At 52.9% G+C, this 16,865-nt stretch carries 15 protein-coding genes and 1 tRNA gene; 13 read left to right on the plus strand and 3 right to left on the minus strand.

The annotated features are described in order from the left end of the window. Positions 1–82 precede the first annotated feature (82 nt). The 4 genes from B2U47_RS17020 (at position 83) to ilvC (ending at position 3,800) form a co-directional block, all read left to right on the plus strand. Positions 83–159: transfer RNA gene (locus B2U47_RS17020), tRNA-Met, on the plus strand. A 388-nt stretch (positions 160–547) separates the two neighbouring features. Next, positions 548–2,248 carry a biosynthetic-type acetolactate synthase large subunit gene (gene ilvB, locus B2U47_RS17025; protein ID WP_296676757.1) on the plus strand — a complete coding sequence of 567 codons (1,701 nt, stop codon included), beginning with the start codon at positions 548–550 and terminating at the stop codon, positions 2,246–2,248. 8 nt (positions 2,249–2,256) lie between these two features. Next, a complete protein-coding gene (gene ilvN, locus B2U47_RS17030; protein WP_296676755.1) occupies positions 2,257–2,751 on the plus strand; it encodes an acetolactate synthase small subunit in 495 nt (164 codons plus the stop codon). 38 nt (positions 2,752–2,789) lie between these two features. Continuing rightward, on the plus strand, positions 2,790–3,800 hold the full coding sequence (gene ilvC, locus B2U47_RS17035) for a ketol-acid reductoisomerase (RefSeq protein ID WP_296676769.1): 1,011 nt from the start codon (positions 2,790–2,792) through the stop codon (positions 3,798–3,800). Positions 3,801–3,856: 56 nt separating this feature from the next. Here ilvC and B2U47_RS17040 read toward each other — a convergent pair whose 3' ends face one another. Continuing rightward, positions 3,857–4,933 carry a DesA family fatty acid desaturase gene (locus tag B2U47_RS17040; protein ID WP_296676752.1) on the minus strand — a complete coding sequence of 359 codons (1,077 nt, stop codon included), beginning with the start codon at positions 4,931–4,933 and terminating at the stop codon, positions 3,857–3,859. A 261-nt stretch (positions 4,934–5,194) separates the two neighbouring features. On the opposite strand from B2U47_RS17040, the gene B2U47_RS17045 reads away from it, so the two are divergent. From B2U47_RS17045 to B2U47_RS17055, 3 genes are read left to right on the plus strand one after another with little or no spacing between them, the layout of a single operon-like run. After that, entirely contained in the window at positions 5,195–6,706 is a 1,512-nt protein-coding gene (locus B2U47_RS17045) for a circularly permuted type 2 ATP-grasp protein (RefSeq protein WP_296676748.1), read from the plus strand. After that, positions 6,706–7,662, plus strand: a complete 957-nt coding sequence (locus tag B2U47_RS17050) for an alpha-E domain-containing protein (RefSeq protein WP_296676745.1) — start codon at positions 6,706–6,708, stop codon at positions 7,660–7,662. The genes B2U47_RS17045 and B2U47_RS17050 overlap by 1 nt, the downstream gene beginning before the upstream one ends. A 10-nt stretch (positions 7,663–7,672) precedes the next feature. Next, positions 7,673–11,032, plus strand: a complete 3,360-nt coding sequence (locus B2U47_RS17055) for a DUF2126 domain-containing protein (protein WP_296676743.1) — start codon at positions 7,673–7,675, stop codon at positions 11,030–11,032. A gap of 14 nt (positions 11,033–11,046) precedes the next feature. Here B2U47_RS17055 and B2U47_RS17060 read toward each other — a convergent pair whose 3' ends face one another. Continuing rightward, positions 11,047–11,664, minus strand: a complete 618-nt coding sequence (locus tag B2U47_RS17060) for a DUF2238 domain-containing protein (RefSeq protein WP_296676741.1) — start codon at positions 11,662–11,664, stop codon at positions 11,047–11,049. A gap of 154 nt (positions 11,665–11,818) precedes the next feature. On the opposite strand from B2U47_RS17060, the gene B2U47_RS17065 reads away from it, so the two are divergent. The 4 genes from B2U47_RS17065 to panD all read left to right on the plus strand — a co-directional run bounded on the left by B2U47_RS17065 (position 11,819) and on the right by panD (position 14,421). After that, positions 11,819–12,169 (plus strand): YajD family HNH nuclease, encoded by a 351-nt coding sequence (locus B2U47_RS17065; protein ID WP_296676738.1) that lies wholly within the window; start codon positions 11,819–11,821, stop codon positions 12,167–12,169. 128 nt (positions 12,170–12,297) lie between these two features. After that, a complete protein-coding gene (gene panB / locus B2U47_RS17070; RefSeq protein ID WP_296676766.1) occupies positions 12,298–13,110 on the plus strand; it encodes a 3-methyl-2-oxobutanoate hydroxymethyltransferase in 813 nt (270 codons plus the stop codon). 12 nt (positions 13,111–13,122) lie between these two features. Then, a complete protein-coding gene (panC, locus tag B2U47_RS17075) occupies positions 13,123–13,968 on the plus strand; it encodes a pantoate--beta-alanine ligase (protein ID WP_296676737.1) in 846 nt (281 codons plus the stop codon). 72 nt (positions 13,969–14,040) lie between these two features. Continuing rightward, a complete protein-coding gene (gene panD / locus B2U47_RS17080; protein WP_296676734.1) occupies positions 14,041–14,421 on the plus strand; it encodes an aspartate 1-decarboxylase in 381 nt (126 codons plus the stop codon). 468 nt (positions 14,422–14,889) lie between these two features. Here the strand turns inward: panD and B2U47_RS17085 are convergent, their stop codons facing one another. Beyond that, a complete protein-coding gene (locus B2U47_RS17085) occupies positions 14,890–15,333 on the minus strand; it encodes a tetratricopeptide repeat protein (RefSeq protein WP_296676732.1) in 444 nt (147 codons plus the stop codon). Between the two features lie 152 nt (positions 15,334–15,485). Here B2U47_RS17085 and B2U47_RS17090 point away from each other — a divergent pair, with 152 nt between their 5' ends. Together B2U47_RS17090 and B2U47_RS17095 are read left to right on the plus strand one after the other, a co-directional pair. Beyond that, positions 15,486–16,607 carry an anthranilate phosphoribosyltransferase gene (locus B2U47_RS17090; protein WP_296676730.1) on the plus strand — a complete coding sequence of 374 codons (1,122 nt, stop codon included), beginning with the start codon at positions 15,486–15,488 and terminating at the stop codon, positions 16,605–16,607. Between the two features lie 45 nt (positions 16,608–16,652). Further along, positions 16,653–16,850 carry an Alvin_2107 family globule sulfur oxidation protein gene (locus B2U47_RS17095; protein WP_296676728.1) on the plus strand — a complete coding sequence of 66 codons (198 nt, stop codon included), beginning with the start codon at positions 16,653–16,655 and terminating at the stop codon, positions 16,848–16,850. Positions 16,851–16,865 lie beyond the last annotated feature (15 nt).

Below are 16,865 nucleotides of genomic sequence, written 5' to 3' on the forward strand. Positions count from 1 at the left end.
GCGGTTTAATGCGATTACCCTACATACACGCTGAAATGGCATTGACAGCCTGTGCCCCGAAGCGCTATTATGCGCCCCTCTCGGCTATGTAGCTCAGTTGGTTAGAGCACATCACTCATAATGATGGGGTCACTAGTTCGAATCTAGTCATAGCCACCATAAGACAGTTTCATGCAGTGTCATGAAGTCCCAAAAAGCCCTTGCAGGCCGCAATCTGCAAGGGCTTTTTTGTCGCATGGTATCCCATGTTGTCCCACTGAGTCCCAAGAAATTGTTGGTAATATTGATGGTATCTCTGCAATCAAAGTTACGAGATACCACCAATGAGTGAAAAACTGATGTCGCGTCCCGTATGATCATAATCTCTATAGACTTTGTGAGTGAAGTCATATATCGGAAGCCACGTCGTTGCACGTGGCTTTTTTGTATCCACGGTTTATATCCCGAAAAAATCAAATAGTCGCAGCCATTTTGGGGTGTATTCCTCAATCATTCGTATTATGATGCGAGTCTTTTCCTTACGCCTTAGCGATTTACGGAGATTAGTGTGGAACTGACCGGAGCCGAAATATTCGTCGAGTGTCTCAAGGCAGAAGGGGTTGATACCATCTTTGGTTATCCGGGTGGAGCTGTCCTATTTATTTATGACGAGCTCTACAAACAACAGGATAAAGTCAACCATATTCTGGTAAGACATGAGCAGGGGGCTGTACATGCAGCCGAGGGTTACGCGAAAGCAACCAACAAGCCAGGAGTGGCACTGGTAACATCAGGCCCTGGTGCAACCAATGCCGTGACCGGTATTGCGGATGCTTACATGGATTCTGTGCCGCTGGTGGTGTTCACCGGGCAGGTTCCACGTCACCTGATTGGAAATGATGCTTTCCAGGAAGTGGACATCGTGGGCATTACACGCCCATGCGTCAAACACAACTTCCTCGTGACTGACGTAAGGGATTTGGCTTCTACTATCAAGAAAGCCTTTTATATAGCTAGTACAGGCCGTCCTGGTCCGGTGCTGGTGGATATTCCCAAAGACATTACCACCGCACGTTGTGAGTTCCATTACCCCAATGAAATCACCATGCGTTCCTACAACCCGACCTACAAGGGCAACAAACGTCAGGTTCGCCGTGCGATTGACCTGATGCTGGAAGCCAAACGCCCGGTACTGTATACCGGTGGTGGGGTTGTGTTGTCTGGTGCAGCGCACGAGCTGACTGAGTTTACCCGAGAACTGGGTTTCCCGATCACGGAAACACTGATGGGCTTGGGTGCGTTCCCGTCGATGGACAAACAATTCGTCGGCATGTTGGGAATGCACGGTACGTATGAAGCGAATAACGCCATGCACCATGCTGATCTGGTCATTGCCATTGGGGCGCGTTTTGATGACCGTGTAACCGGCAATATCGAAAAATTCTGCCCGTATGCCAAGATTATCCACGTTGATATTGACCCGGCCTCCATTTCCAAAAACGTCAAGGTGGATGTGCCGATCGTTGGTGATGTCAAGCACGTCATTATTGACCTGCTGGAAGAATTGCGCAGCCGTGAGGAACGCCCGGATGCATCTGCTTTGGCTGACTGGTGGAAACAGATTGGTGAATGGCGCAAAGCTGATTGCCTGAAATATAATCAGGACATGAATGCCGAAATCCGTGCCCAGTTCGTCATTGAAAAATTCTGGGAGTTGACCAGCGGCGATGCCTATATCTGTTCTGACGTAGGTCAACACCAGATGTGGGCAGCACAATATTACAGGTTCAACAAGCCGAATCGCTGGATCAACTCCGGTGGTTTGGGCACGATGGGTTTTGGTCTGCCTGCCGCAATGGGCGTGCAAATGGCATTTCCTGAAGAGACCGTTGCCTGCGTCACGGGTGATGGCAGTATCCAGATGTGTATCCAGGAGCTGGCTACCTGTACGCAATACCACTTGCCGATCAAGATACTGTGCTTGAACAATGGGTATCTGGGCATGGTGCGTCAGTGGCAGGAATTCTTCTACCAGAAGCGTTACGCCTCGTCCTATATGGATGCACTGCCTGATTTCGTTAAACTGGCGGAGGCTTATGGTCATGTCGGGATGCGTATTGAAAAGCCAAGTGATGTAGAAGGCGCATTGAAAGAATCGCTGATCATGAAAGACCGTCTGGTATTCATGGACTTCATCACCATGCAGGAAAATAACGTGTATCCGATGGTTCCTGCCGGTGCAGGTCACAACGAAATGATTCTGGTATAGGTGACAAAATGCGGCATGTAATTTCCATTCTGATGGAGAATGAAGCGGGCGCGTTGTCGCGTGTTGCTGGATTGTTCTCCGCTCGTGGCTACAATATTGAATCATTGACGGTTGCACCCACTGATGATGCAACCCTTTCCCGCATGACGCTGGTGACTCGCGGCAGTGATGAAATCGTCGAACAGATCGTCAAGCAGTTGCACAAACTGATTGATGTGGTGAAGGTGATGGATCTTGCCCAGTTCTCGCATATTGAGCGTGAAATGATGTTCATCAAGGTGGCTGTCGACAAAAATTCTGCTTGTGAAGCGGTCAAGCGTCTCTCAGACATTTTCCGGGGCAATATCATTGATGTGACTGACAAGATGTACACCATTGAATTGACCGGCGACCGCAGCAAACTGGATGCGTTTGTGAATGCCCTGAAAGACTTCCGCATTGTTGAAGTAGTGCGTTCCGGCAGCATGGGTATTGCGCGTGGCGAATCTTCTTTACGTGTTTAACAAATATTTGATTGTATTAAGGTATTACATAAATGGCACTGAACATTTACTACGATAAAGACACTGATCTTTCCATCATTCGTGGCAAAAAGGTTTCCATCATTGGTTATGGTTCCCAAGGACATGCACATGCTTGCAACCTGAAGGATTCCGGTGTGGATGTTACGGTTGGCCTGCGCTTGAATTCTCCATCTGTTGCCAAGGCACAGAATGCTGGTTTGAAAGTGGCTGCGGTGGCTGATGCAGTGGCTTCCGCCGATGTGGTCATGATCCTGACCCCGGATGAGTTCCAGTCCCAGTTGTATCGCAACGAAATCGAACCAAACCTGAAGCAGGGTGCAACGCTGGCATTTGCCCATGGTTTCGCCATCCACTACAACCAGATCGTGCCGCGTGCGGATCTGGATGTCATCATGATTGCGCCTAAAGCACCAGGTCACACCGTGCGTAACGAATATGTTAGGGGTGGTGGTATTCCTGACCTGATTGCTATCCAGCAGAATGCTTCCGGTCAGGCCAAAGAACTGGCATTGTCTTACGCTTCTGCCATCGGTGGTGGTCGTACCGGCATTATCGAAACCACGTTCAAGGATGAAACTGAAACCGACTTGTTCGGCGAACAGGCTGTCCTGTGCGGTGGTGCGGTTGAACTGGTCAAGGCAGGTTTCGAGACACTGGTGGAAGCCGGTTACGCGCCGGAAATGGCTTATTTCGAGTGCTTGCACGAGCTGAAACTGATTGTAGACCTGATGTACGAAGGCGGTATCGCCAATATGAACTACTCCATCTCCAACAACGCGGAGTATGGCGAGTATGTGACTGGCCCTGAGGTCATTAACGAACAGTCCCGCGCAGCCATGCGCAATGCCCTGAAGCGCATTCAGAACGGTGAATACGCCAAGATGTTCGTCACTGAAGGTGCGATGGGCTACCCGTCCATGACCGCATACCGCCGCAACAACGCAGCTCACCCGATCGAAATTACTGGCGGCAAGCTGCGTGCGATGATGCCTTGGATTCAGAAGATCGTCGACAAGTCCAAGAACTAATCCGGTTCTGCTTGATGGCTATGACAAGGGGTACGTTTTGCGTACCCCTTTTTTTATCAGTGTATTACCGAATAGCCGCGCAGGCGGTGGGCAAACTTTTCCAGAGCGCTGATGCCGGTTTGTTCGGCGGCACTGATCCATTCCTGAATGGCCTCCAGACGTGCTTCCTGGCTTATGGTCGTGCGTTCCCACAATTGGTACAGGCGCTGTTGGAACTGGTAGACGGTCTGGATCGTCTGGCTTTCTGCCAGAATGACTTGATGGCGCAATTCTGCCTTGGTCACGGGTTTGATAACCTGGCGTGCAAAGTTGGAGAGCACTTGCAAGCGATTGCCCAGAATGGCACTGACCGTATCGGAATCCGCCACCTGTTTGTTGGGATTGATGCGCAGGCGGGGAGCCAGTTTGCGTACTTTCGCCATGTGCAGGGTTTCAAGGACACGGATATAGAACCAGCCGATGTCAAATTCATACCAGCGGTTGGAAAGCCGTGCCGAGGAAGCAAAGGCATGGTGGTTGTTATGCAGTTCTTCCCCGCCAATCAGGATGCCGATAGGGGAAATGTTGGTGGATGCATCTGTGGTATTCCAGTTGCGATAACCCCAGAAATGCGCCAGCCCGTTGATGACACCGGCTGCCCAAAATGGAATCCATACCATTTGTACCAGCCATACCAGTATGCCAGGCAAGCCAAACAGCAGCAGATCAATGGTTAGCATCAGGGTGATGCCTAGCCAGGGGTAGGGCGTATACAAGTGGCGTTCCAGCCAGTCATCAGGTGTGCCTTTGCCGTATTTTTCCAGGGTCTCCTGGTTTTTGCTTTCCTGACGGTATAGCCATGCACCCAGCCACAGGACAGTGTGCAAGCCACGGGTTTTGGGGCTGTGTGGGTCGTCTGCTGTTTCGCATTTGGCGTGGTGTTTACGGTGAATGGCGACCCATTCACGTGTGACCATGCCGGTAGTCAGCCAAAGCCAGAAGCGGAAAAAGTGTGAAGGAATTGCGCCCAAATCCAAGGCGCGGTGTGCCTGGGTGCGATGTAAAAAAATCGTAACGGCTGCAATGGTGATGTGTGTCAATCCCAGTGTAACCAGTACCAGTTGCCATGCAGGCAAGTCCGACCATAAACCCATGCAATACCTCCCCTTAACCAGCAGTTGTGACACAGGGTACTTTACTCCGGGTCTGTACCCTATGTATACAGCGCCCGAAATTCAGGTTTGTCTACAGTAAAGTGTTGCCAAGGTGCTATATTTTCTTTTCTTATGTAGCGGCAGGTTGGTGCGTTTGTCCTGGATAGGCACGAATCTTGCTACCCATGAATAACAACAAGGCGTGCAAGTTTTTTCAGGCTTGCTGCTGATAATATTGATCTTGTCGACCCGGAAATTTATATGAAAACAGAATGGAATCAATATGATCCCGGTTCGTTGTACGACGAACTGATTGCAGCCAAACACCAACCGCGTGAAGCCAGTTTCCGCTTGGTAGAGTACCTGCGCCACCTCACCCCTGACCGGTTCCGCCAGTGTGTGCAGGAATCGGAAGCCGTTATTCGGGAAATGGGTATCACTTTCACAGTTTATAGTGATGCAGGCAACATTGACCGTGCTTGGCCGTTTGACATTATTCCGCGCATTATCCCCGCCAAGGAGTGGGACTGCACTGAAATGGGGCTGAAGCAACGCATCCGTGCCCTCAACAGGTTCATTCAGGACATCTACAACGGTGCACACATCATCAAGGATGGTGTTATCCCGGCAGATGTGGTGCTGCAATCCAAAGGCTACCGTGAAGCCTGCCTCGGTATGACGCCCCCGCATGGTGTGTGGGCAAACATTTGTGGCTCCGATTTGGTGCGTCACAGCGATGGGGTGATGTACGTGCTGGAAGACAACCTGCGTGTGCCTTCCGGCGTGGCATACATGCTGGAAAACCGCAACATTACCAAGCGCGTATTGCCGGAGATTTTCAATACCCTGCCGATTCGCCCGGTCAGCGATTACCCTGCGCATTTGTACGAAATGCTGGCTTCTCTGCGCCCGGATCTGGACGACCCGACCATTGCATTGATGACTCCCGGTATTTACAACTCTGCTTACTTTGAACATGCCTTCCTTGCCCGGCAAGCCGGTCTGGTATTGCTGGAAGGAGCGGATTTGAGCATCGGTAAAGATGGTTACGTCTACATGAAAACCATCAAGGGTCTGGAACGGGTCGATGTGATCTATCGCCGTATTGATGACGAGTTCATCGACCCGGAAGTGTTCCACCCTGATTCAATGCTTGGCGTTCCCGGTATCATGCGTGCATGGAAAGAGGGCAAGATTGCCATCGCCAATGCACCGGGATGCGGCGTTGCCGACGACAAGGTGATTTACGCCTACGTACCCGACATGATCCGCTACTACCTCGGTGAAGAACCGACCCTGCCCAACGTGCCCACCTACGTGTGTCGCCGTCAGGAAGACCGCGACTACGTGCTGGAACACCTTGCCGAGCTGGTGGTGAAACCTGCTAACGAATCTGGTGGTTATGGCATGTTGGTAGGGCCACATTCCACCCCGGAAAAGGTCGAGGAATTCCGCCACCTGATTCAGGAAAATCCCAACAACTATATTGCCCAGCCGACCTTGAGCCTATCCGTTACGCCCACCGCTTGTGAAATACAAGCCAACCCGGCGGAACAACGCCGCGCAGATGACCCGCAAACCCGCATCAGGATTGCACCGCGTCATGTTGATTTGCGCCCTTTCATTCTCAGTGGCAAGGATATTTTCGTCACCCCCGGTGGCTTGACCCGTGTAGCGCTGGTGGAAGGTTCATTGGTGGTCAATTCATCACAAGGCGGTGGCAGCAAAGACACCTGGATTGTGGGCGACGTACTGGAGGGGGAGGAAATCTGATGTTATCCCGTGTAGCTGAACGAGTTTACTGGATGGCGCGTTATCTGGAACGTGCCGAAAAAACCGCCCGATTGATCAATGTGCATACCGCGTTGCTGATGGATTTGCCGGGGCGCATGGAAATCAACTGGTATACCCTGATCCGCCTGTTCAATGCTGATAGCCTGTTTCGGGAGCATTACCAGCGTGGTGATGAAACCAGCATCATGCTGTTCCTGATTGCTGACCGTAACAACCCGGCATCGTTGGCAAGTTCGCTGGCAAATGTGCGTGAAAACGTGCGCACTTCGCTGGATGTGTTGCCGGAAGAAATCTGGGAACAAGCTAACCAGATCCACTTGCTGATGACTGATAGCCTGCCGCGTATCGCTGACCGTTACAACCGGCAGATTTTCCTGCGCGAAGTGATGAAGCATTGCCAGTGCATTCGGGGTGCATTGGATAGCCACATGAGCCGCGATCACAGCTTCGATTTCATGCAAATCGGCAAGCATCTGGAACGTGCCGACATGAGCAGCCGGATTCTGGAAATGACCTCGCTGCTGCTGTCTGAAGGGCGCAGTGACACCTTGCGCAAATACGATGGCATTGTCTGGACAAATTTGCTGCAAGCCCTGAGTGCGCGGCAAATGTATTTGCAGCACATCCATTCGCGGGTGGAAGGGCAACGGGTGATGCGCTTTTTGCTCAACGACGATGTATTTCCCGGTTCCATTGGCTACTGCCTGTCAGCCATGGGGCGGCGGATGCGCTACCTGCCTGATCCCGAACTTGCCGCGACGATGGCACAACGCATTTTTGAGCATCTGCAAGCGCACGACCTCAGCACGATTCCGGCGGAACAGGTGCACACCTTGATGGATTACTTGCAGGTTGAGCTGGGGGTGTTACATGGCGAAATCGCCAAAACGTGGTTTTACCCCGACCACGTAGGCCAACAGCAATCACAAGGATAAGGGCTTTATAATGAGTATTCATGTCGCTTTAAACCATTACACCGGGTACAAATTTGACCGCCCGGTCAGCCTGTCACCACATGTGGTGCGGCTACGCCCGGCGGTGCATTCGCGCACCCCGATTCTGGCGTATTCTCTGAAGATCAAGCCGGAAAAGCATTACATCAACTGGCAGCAAGACCCGTTCGGTAACTGGCTGGCACGCTTGGTCTTCCCCGAAAAAACCACCGAATTCAGCGTGGAAGTCGATGTGGTCGCCGATATGGTGCGCATCAACCCGTTCGATTTCTTTTTGGAAGAGTATGCGCAGCAATACCCATTCAAATACGATGCAACCCTGCAAAAAGAGCTGGTTCCGTATCTGGAGGTGATGGAAGACGGCGAGTTGCTGCAAGAATGGCTGAAGGGTGTAGATTTCAAGCAGCCGAATACCGTGCTGTTTCTGGTGGCGATCAATAGCCGCTTGCAGGGGGATATTGGTTACAACATCCGCCTCGAACCGGGGGTGCAATCGTGTAAGGAAACCCTAACCAAGAAAACCGGGTCATGCCGCGATTCGGCGTGGTTGCTGGTGCAGATTTTGCGGCACTTGGGGCTGGCAGCGCGGTTTGTGTCCGGTTATCTGGTGCAATTGACGGCGGATGAAAAAGCCTTGGATGGCCCTAGCGGCCCGGAAGCCGATTTCACCGACTTGCACGCTTGGACAGAAGTGTACCTGCCGGGTGCAGGTTGGGTGGGGCTTGATCCGACTTCCGGTTTGTTTGCGGGCGAAGGGCATATCCCGTTGGCGTGTACCCCGTCACCCAGCAGTGCCGCACCGATTGATGGTTTTACCGACAAGTGCGAAGTCGAATTCGATTTCCACAACAAGGTGAGCCGCATCCTCGAAGACCCGCGTGTCACCAAGCCGTATTCGGATGAGCAATGGGCGGATGTGTTGGCACTGGGTAATCAGGTCGAAGCCGATTTGGTGCGTGGCGATGTGCGCCTGACGATGGGCGGCGAGCCGACGTTTGTGTCCATCGACGATATGGATGGCGCAGAATGGAACACGGCGGCGTTGGGCGAACACAAGCGCGAACGGGCGGGTGTGCTGTTACGGCGGATGCAGAAGGTATTTGCGCCGGGCAGTGTGTTGCAGTTTGGGCAGGGGAAATGGTATCCGGGTGAACCGTTCCCGCGTTGGGCCTTGGGTTGTTTCTGGCGACCGGATGGTTTGCCAGTGTGGAAAGACCAGAGTCTGGTGGCAGATGACCAGAAGGATTATGGCTACGGCGATACCCACGCCAGATTGTTTGCCGAAGCGGTTTGCACCAAGCTGGCATTGAACAAAAAGTACCTCGTGCCGGGTTATGAAGACCGCTTGTATTATTTGTGGAAAGAGGCGAACCAGCCCGCGAATGTGGATTGGTTGACCCTGAGCCTGCGTGATAGCAAGCACCGCAATGATTTGGTGATGGCGTTACAGCGCGGTTTGGATGTGCCAACGGGTTACGCGCTGCCCTTGCGTTGGGATGATGCGGCGAAAAGCTGGGCGAGTGCGCAGTGGGAATTCCGCCGTCAGGAGATGTATTTGATCCCCGGCAATTCGCCTATGGGTTTCCGTTTGCCGCTGGATAGTTTGCCGTGGACGGCTGAGGATGAGCGCGAAGTCGAGGCACAGCCTTGCCCGTTGGCCGATCGCCCGCCGTTGGCGGATTTCCACGGCGAAGTGGAGCAGCGTTACAGCGCGTATGTCGCGCCGCTTGAGCCAACCTTGCAACACGCGGATGCGACCAAGGCGATGGTGAAGGAGTGGCGCGAAGTACCGCGTACCACCTTGTGTGTGCAGGCGCGGGAAGGGCGTTTGCATGTGTTCCTGCCGCCGTTGCATTTCCTAGAGCATTATCTGGATTTGGTGGCAACCATTGAAACCACTGCCGCTGAATTGCAGATGCCGATTTTGCTGGAAGGTTACGAGCCGCCGTCTGATCCGCGTTTGAAGTCGTTTAAGGTCACGCCTGATCCAGGTGTTATCGAGGTGAATATTCATCCAGCGAAGACGTGGGTTGAGTTGGTTCACAATACCGAAGTGCTGTACGAAGAGGCGCGGTTGTCGCGGCTGGGTGCGGAAAAATTCATGCTGGATGGGCGGCATACCGGCACGGGTGGCGGCAATCACGTCACGCTGGGTGGGGCTACGCCGAGTGATAGCCCGTTCTTGCGCCAGCCGGATGTGTTACGCAGTTTGTTGACGTTCTGGCAGCACCATCCGGGGCTTTCGTACCTATTCTCTGGCATGTTTATTGGCCCGACCAGTCAGGCTCCACGGGTGGATGAGGCACGCGATGAGAGTTTGTATGAGTTGGAAATTGCCTTCCAGCAAATGCCGCAGGGTCACAACGACCAGCCGTGGTTGGTTGACCGTTTGTTGCGTAACTTACTGATCGACATTACCGGCAATACGCATCGGGCAGAGTTCTGCATCGACAAGCTGTATTCGCCGGATTCTTTCAGTGGGCGTCAGGGTTTGCTGGAATTCCGGGGCTTTGAAATGCCGCCCCATGCGCGGATGTCATTGGTACAGATGTTGCTAATCCGTACCCTGATGGTGCGTTTCTGGAATACGCCGTATGCGCATCGCTTGGTGCGTTGGGGTACGGCATTGCACGACCGTTTCATGCTGCCGCATTACGTGTGGGAAGACATGAAGGATGTGTGCGCGGACTTGCAGGCGGCGGGGTATCCGTTCCAGTTGGAGTGGCTTGCGCCGTTCCACGAGTTCCGTTTCCCGGTGTATGGGCGGGTGCAGTATTGCGGTATTGAGCTGGAATTGCGGGCGGCGTTAGAACCGTGGAATGTGTTGGGCGAGGAATTGAGCAGCCAGGGCACGGCGCGGTTTGTGGATTCGTCGCTGGAACGGGTGCAGGTGAAAATCAATGGTCTGACCGATTCGCGCTATGTGGTGGCGTGTAATGGGCGGCGTGTGCCGATGAAGGCGACCGGTGTGCAGGGTGAGTATGTGGCGGGGGTGCGGTTCCGCGCCTGGCAGCCGCCTTCCGCGTTGCATCCGACGATTGGGATTCATGCGCCGCTGGTGTTTGACATTATTGATACCTGGAATGGGCGTTCGGTGGGTGGTTGCACTTACCATGTGTCGCATCCGGGTGGGCGCAATTCCGAGATCTTCCCGGTGAATGCGTATGAGGCGGAAAGTCGGCGCTTCTCGCGTTTCCGTGAGGAACATACACCGGGTGTGATTGAGCCGAAGTTCTTGTCGGAAGCCACGCGGGCGTTCTATGAGCATGGGGCGAAGCCGCAGCCAATGAGTCCGCCGCTGGAAGAGGTGAATGCGGATTATCCGTATACGCTGGATTTACGGCGTTCGTAAGAAAGAAACCCCTCCTAACCTCCCCTTGTCAGGGGAGGGACAGGATTGTGCAACTGCCGATCATGCCACCGACCCAACACCACCAGCGCAACCACAGCCCCCAGCAACGCCAGTGCCATATCGGATTGCGTATCCCACACATAGCCTTGCGTACCCAAAAACGCTTCAGCCGATTCGCCTGAAAATTCCGCGACCGCCCACTCAATCAACTCGTAGAGTGCACTGAATGCCAGACAGAAACTCACAATGAAGAAATTCATCCAGCCGCGCCCGTTAATGATGGCTTTGCGGATGATGATTTCGCGGGCAATCATCGCGGGCACGAAACCTTGCACAAAATGCCCCACTTTGTCGTAATTGTTGCGCTCAAAGCCGAACCATTCCTTGAACCAGTCAAACAGCGGCACTTCCGCGTAGGTGTAGTGCCCACCCACCATCAAAATGATGCAGTGGAACAGGATCAGCACGTACACCAGCGGCGTGAGAGGAAATGACCTGTAAGTAAACGCCAGCACCACGATCCCAAGCAGTGCAGGCGCAACCTCCAGAAACCATGTGAAGTAGTCTTTTGGGTGGATGCCTGACCAGAGGAGTACAGCAGCAAAAATAGCGAGCCAAAGTGTTTTTAACATGCGTTGCGGGTGTCCTGTTGGTTAGTCTGCGGGTGGATCATAGCGCGGCGAGTGTCACAACAAGTTGTTGTATGGTCTTTTCACCCTGAGCCGACATACAATGCAGTCATCATTCATCATAGCCAACCAACAATCCATTGCCAAAGGTGAACCGATGAAACCTGAACATGAAGCCATCGTCATCAAAGCCCGCAAGAATGCGGAAGAGCGTGCCAAAGGCTACCGCGAACTGGCGCTGAAAATGTACCCATGGGTCTGTGGGCGTTGCGGGCGCGAATTCAACCACGCCAACCTGCGTGAACTGACCGTGCATCACCGCAATCACGACCATGACCATAATCCGCCAGATGGCAGCAACTGGGAGTTGTTGTGCCTGTATTGCCACGACTATGAGCACCAGAAACTGCTGGAAGCCGCTTATGGCGGATCAGCCGGAACGCAAGGGCTAGCAGCAGCTACCCATAATCCGTTCGCCGACCTGAAAGAAAAGTTGAAAAAGAAATAGTGTCTGACGCAGCAAGTGGTTTTCGGCTCAATTAGCTCGTCCATCCTGCCTGATGGTTTGTGCCCTTTGCAGGGTGATTCGATGTGTTAAACTGCAACGCAACATTTGCCAGCCCCGGAGCCAATGCCATGAGCAGCACCAAACCCGTTTCCCGTGTGACCGTCACCACTTTGCGCAAAATGAAGCGCGAAGGGGAAAAAATTGTCATGCTGACAGCTTACGATGCCAGTTTCGGCAAGGTGCTGGATGCACAGGGTGTCGATGTGATTCTGGTCGGGGATTCCCTCGGCATGGTTATCCAGGGGCATGAAACCACCGTGCCCGTGACCGTGGATGACATGGCATACCATACTCGCGCGGTCAGCCGCGTCTGCCAACGGGCGCTGGTGATCGGTGATTTGCCTTTCATGAGTTATACCTCGCCGGATATGGCGCTACGCAACAGCGCCCGCCTGATGCAGGAAAGCGGCGCACACATGGTGAAACTGGAAGGCGGCGCACCTCAGGTAGCAACTGTTGCCCAGCTTGCCCATCATGGCGTGCCAGTTTGCGCCCATCTTGGCTTGCAGCCACAATCCGTCTACAAGCTCGGCGGTTATCGGGTGCAAGGGCGTGATGAGGCTGTTGCCAGACAGATGATTGCCGATGCCAAAGCCTTGCAGGAGGCAGGAGCCGACTTGCTGGTGCTGGAGTGTGTGCCGGTGACGCTGGCGGAACAGATTACCCAGGAGCTGGAAATCCCTACCATTGGTATTGGGGCAGGACGTGCCTGTGACGGGCAGGTATTGGTACTGCATGACATGCTGGGCGTTTCCCCGCGTGCACCAAAGTTTTCCAAAGACTTTATTGGCGCTGGCTCAACCATTCCACAGGCTGTGGCTGCTTATGTGCAGTCAGTCAAAGCCGGAACATTCCCTGAAGACCAGCACTGCTTCTTTTAAAAAGGTCACATCATGCTCATCGTCGAAGACATTCAAGCCCTGCGTGCCCAAATCAAAACCTGGCGCAGGGCAGGTGAAACCATTGCGTTTGTACCTACTATGGGCAACCTGCATGACGGGCATGTGGCTCTGGTCAAGCGGGCGCAGGAGTTGGGCAGCAAGGTGGTGGCTTCCATCTTTGTCAATCCCACCCAGTTTGATCGTAAGGAAGATCTCGCTGCTTATCCACGCACGCTGACAGAAGATTGCCAGCACTTGCAAGCGGTTGGCACTGACATGGTGTTCACCCCAACGCCTACACTCATGTATCCCGGTGGAGGGCTGGCGACCAGGGTGGAAGTGCCCGGTATCAGTCAGTTGTTGGAGGGTGCTTCGCGTCCCGGTCACTTTACTGGTGTATCTACGGTGGTTTGCAAGCTGTTCAATCTGGTGCAGCCGGATGTGGCTGTATTCGGCGAGAAGGATTTCCAGCAGTTGATGTTGATTCGGCAAATGGTGCGTGATCTGGATATGGATATTGAAATTGTGGGATTACCTACAGTGCGCGAAGCGGATGGTTTGGCGATGAGTTCCCGCAACGGCTACCTGACGGTGGAAGAGCGGAAAATTGCTCCAGCTTTCAACAGGATTTTACGGGAAGTGGTTGACGCGCTGCACAAAGGCAGGCAGGATTACCCCCCGTTGCAGGCAGAAGCCATGAAGTCACTGGAATTACAGGGATTTCGCCCCGATTATGTGGAAATCCGCCGGGTATCGGATTTGCTGCCGCCAGAGGACGGGAAGGAAGCATTGGTTGTGTTAGGGTCTGCCTGGTTGGGCAAGGCTCGACTCATCGACAATATTCCCCTGAAGGATTGAAAATTTTAACAGAAACATCATAATGCCATTGCTCTGCAAAATACTTCAGAGAGCTATTAAGGAGGAACCATCATGGAGCTGACACTGCTCAAATCCAAACTGCACCGTGTTACAGTCACTCATGCTGAGTTGGACTATGAAGGTTCTTGCGCAATTGATGACAATTTTTTGCGCATCGGCAATATCCGCGAGTATGAGCAACTGCATATCTATAACATCACCAACGGTGAGCGTTTTTCAACATATGCTATTCGCGCGGAAGCTGGTAGTGGTGTAATTTCAATCAATGGTGCGGCTGCCCACAAGGCCAAAACAGGTGATTTGCTCATTATTTGCACTTATGCCAATTTTAGCGAAGCGGAAGCCAACCTGCACAAGCCGGAGTTGGTGTATTTTGATCGGCAAAACCGGGTGACGCATACTTCCAGACAGATTGCTGTGCAGGCTGCCTGAGGAAGGTGGATGTCGACGAGTGGTATTTGTTTATCATGAATGCCACTTGAATGCGGCAATAAGGAAGTGTTATAAAGACGCTTGAAGGAAAACCGTGTGAGTTCGAGCTGTTGTTATTGTTATCGCTCGATACCCACCGGTAATAGGTCGCTTATTTTTATTATTCTCACTTGCCAGGGTCTGCTCACCCTAGAATTGTCAACCCCTTAACAATTCGTGGCTCGTGGTTATCCTGTAATGGAACCGGTTTGCTATCACAGATAGTCAAGCCGGAGTGCTTTCCCATTCAGTTCCATCTGTATCCATACTTGTTGTTATTGGTGTATGCCCCTATCCATGTGGGCTATCTTACGGGTTTGTGCTTAATCAATACTTAATTAATAGAATTTATTTTAATGTCTATTTGATTGATTTTTCAGGCTTATTGCTTCATGTTTTGTTCAGTTTCAGCCTAATTCCCGGCTGCGGTTAGCCCAAATCATCGAAGCCTGCCAGCTTGTAAAGACGTTTGGCTTCGGCTTCATCCTTGGGAACGCCGTGGCCTTGCTGATACATCATGGCTAATGTGGTAAGGGAACCTTGCAGCCCTTGTTCACCGGCCTTGCGGAACCATTTGACGGCTTCTTCCCCGTTTTGAGCAGCGCATTCGCCCTCCAGATACATAAAACCTAGGCCATGCTGGGCAAGGCCGTAGCCCTGTTCGGCAGAGGCTTTCATCAGCTTGTAGGCCATCAGCTCATTGCGGACGACACCGAGGCCATTCTGGTGCATGATGGCGCACAAGTGCTGGGCAATCTTGTCGCCTTGGTCGGCAAAAGGGGACAGCATTTGCATGGCGCGTGAAAAGTGCTTGGCTTCAAATGCTGCCATGCCGCTGGCAAAATCCATTGATTCAGCATCGGATTGTGACACGATAATCTCCTTGAACGTAAAATCAGTCCCAATCTTAGCGCATCCGGGGTCATTTCCTGAAATAGCCCGCCCGGATGTCAGTGTTACCCCCATAGGGATATTCAGTATCAGGGGGGGGATTCTTAAACTTTCGCGACATGGAAAATGCCACGATGACCGATATTGATACTGAGCGCAATTTGAAATTGCACATGCGCCAATGCATCCAGAAAGTAGCAACAGGCCCTGAGTACAGCAAGGATCTGAGCTACGAGGATGCATATTACGCGATGCGCCACATCCTTGGCGGTGAGGCTGACCCGGTACAGGTTGCTGTCTATTTTATTGCTTTGCGCATGAAGCGTGAGACAGACGAGGAAAACCGTGGCACATTGCAGGCACTGATTGATACGTCAGTAATCAACACAGCCGATGTGGATGAGGTACTGGATATTTCCGACCCTTATGATGGCTATGCCCGTGGCGTGCCTGCTTCCACGTTTGTGCCGGTGGTACTGGCGACGATGGGGGTTCATGCGGTGCTGCATGGTCTGGAGCAGGTAGGGCCAAAATTTGGAGCAACCCATCACAAGGTTTTGAAGGCAGCGGGGCTGAATGTCAATCTGACACCAGCGCAAGCTGTTGCCCAACTGGAGCGAATTGGCTGGACTTACCTTGATCAGAGCCAGTTTGCCCCAGGTTTGCATGACTTGATCCCGATCCGCCAGCGCATGATCAAACGGCAAGTGCTGACTACAGTCGAAACTTTGCTGGGGCCGATTCGGGGCAAGCGCAAGACGCATTGTATGGGCGGCTATGTGCACAAGGCATACCCGCCCATCTATGCTTCGCTGGCGCGGCAGGCAGGCTTTGACAGTGCCATGTTTGTACGCGGCATGGAGGGCGGTATCATTCCTTCCCTGCAACAGGCAGGCAAGCTGTTCTATTACTACGACAAGGGTGAGGAGCAGCAACGGGATCTTGATCCGAAGGATGTAGGCATCCAGGCAGCAGTACGGGCAATTCCATTGCCGGAAGATTTGCCAGCCGCACCCGTGATCGGTGATGAAATTGCCACGCTGGTGGATAGTGATGCACTGGCAGCAAGTGCTGCCAGGCTGGGTATGGCAGCTTTGGCGGGCGAAAAAGGTTTGATGTACGACAGTCTGGTATATTCTGCTGCGATCTGTCTGACGCACCTGGGGCGTCATGGTTCAATTCAGGAGGCCGCTGATGCGGTACGCGCCACGTTGGATAGTGGCAAGGCGCTAGAAACACTGCGTGCTGCGGCGTAATAGGCCCCACGTTTATTTTCATTTTGATTAGAGAGGATTTGGCAAATGAATATGCAGTATTACAACGCTGTAGTGGAAATGGAAAAAGCGGGTGTTGACCCTGAGTTCCTGCAAGGTTGGCAAGGTGGCTACCTGCTGAACCCGATGCGCGAAGAACAGCGTCTGACGGAAGCCTATGAAGCTGGCTATGCTGCTGGTCAGGAAAAAGACATGGAAGCCTACAAGGAGTGGCTCCAGGGTTAAGTTCTGCACACCTGG

Origin of the sequence: Thiothrix sp. UBA5583 (genome assembly GCA_002425225.1) — a bacterium.
GTDB lineage: Bacteria > Pseudomonadota > Gammaproteobacteria > Thiotrichales > Thiotrichaceae > Thiothrix > Thiothrix moscowensis.

Coding starts and splice junctions, on each gene's coding strand:
- ilvN (WP_296676755.1), top strand. CDS start 2,257: ATGCGGCATGTAATTTCCATTCTGATGGAGAATGAAGCGGGCGCGTTG.
- B2U47_RS17040 (WP_296676752.1), bottom strand. CDS start 4,933: ATGGGTTTATGGTCGGACTTGCCTGCATGGCAACTGGTACTGGTTACA.
- B2U47_RS17045 (WP_296676748.1), top strand. CDS start 5,195: ATGAAAACAGAATGGAATCAATATGATCCCGGTTCGTTGTACGACGAA.
- B2U47_RS17050 (WP_296676745.1), top strand. CDS start 6,706: ATGTTATCCCGTGTAGCTGAACGAGTTTACTGGATGGCGCGTTATCTG.
- B2U47_RS17055 (WP_296676743.1), top strand. CDS start 7,673: ATGAGTATTCATGTCGCTTTAAACCATTACACCGGGTACAAATTTGAC.
- B2U47_RS17060 (WP_296676741.1), bottom strand. CDS start 11,664: ATGTTAAAAACACTTTGGCTCGCTATTTTTGCTGCTGTACTCCTCTGG.
- B2U47_RS17065 (WP_296676738.1), top strand. CDS start 11,819: ATGAAACCTGAACATGAAGCCATCGTCATCAAAGCCCGCAAGAATGCG.
- panB (WP_296676766.1), top strand. CDS start 12,298: ATGAGCAGCACCAAACCCGTTTCCCGTGTGACCGTCACCACTTTGCGC.
- panC (WP_296676737.1), top strand. CDS start 13,123: ATGCTCATCGTCGAAGACATTCAAGCCCTGCGTGCCCAAATCAAAACC.
- panD (WP_296676734.1), top strand. CDS start 14,041: ATGGAGCTGACACTGCTCAAATCCAAACTGCACCGTGTTACAGTCACT.
- B2U47_RS17090 (WP_296676730.1), top strand. CDS start 15,486: ATGACCGATATTGATACTGAGCGCAATTTGAAATTGCACATGCGCCAA.
- B2U47_RS17095 (WP_296676728.1), top strand. CDS start 16,653: ATGAATATGCAGTATTACAACGCTGTAGTGGAAATGGAAAAAGCGGGT.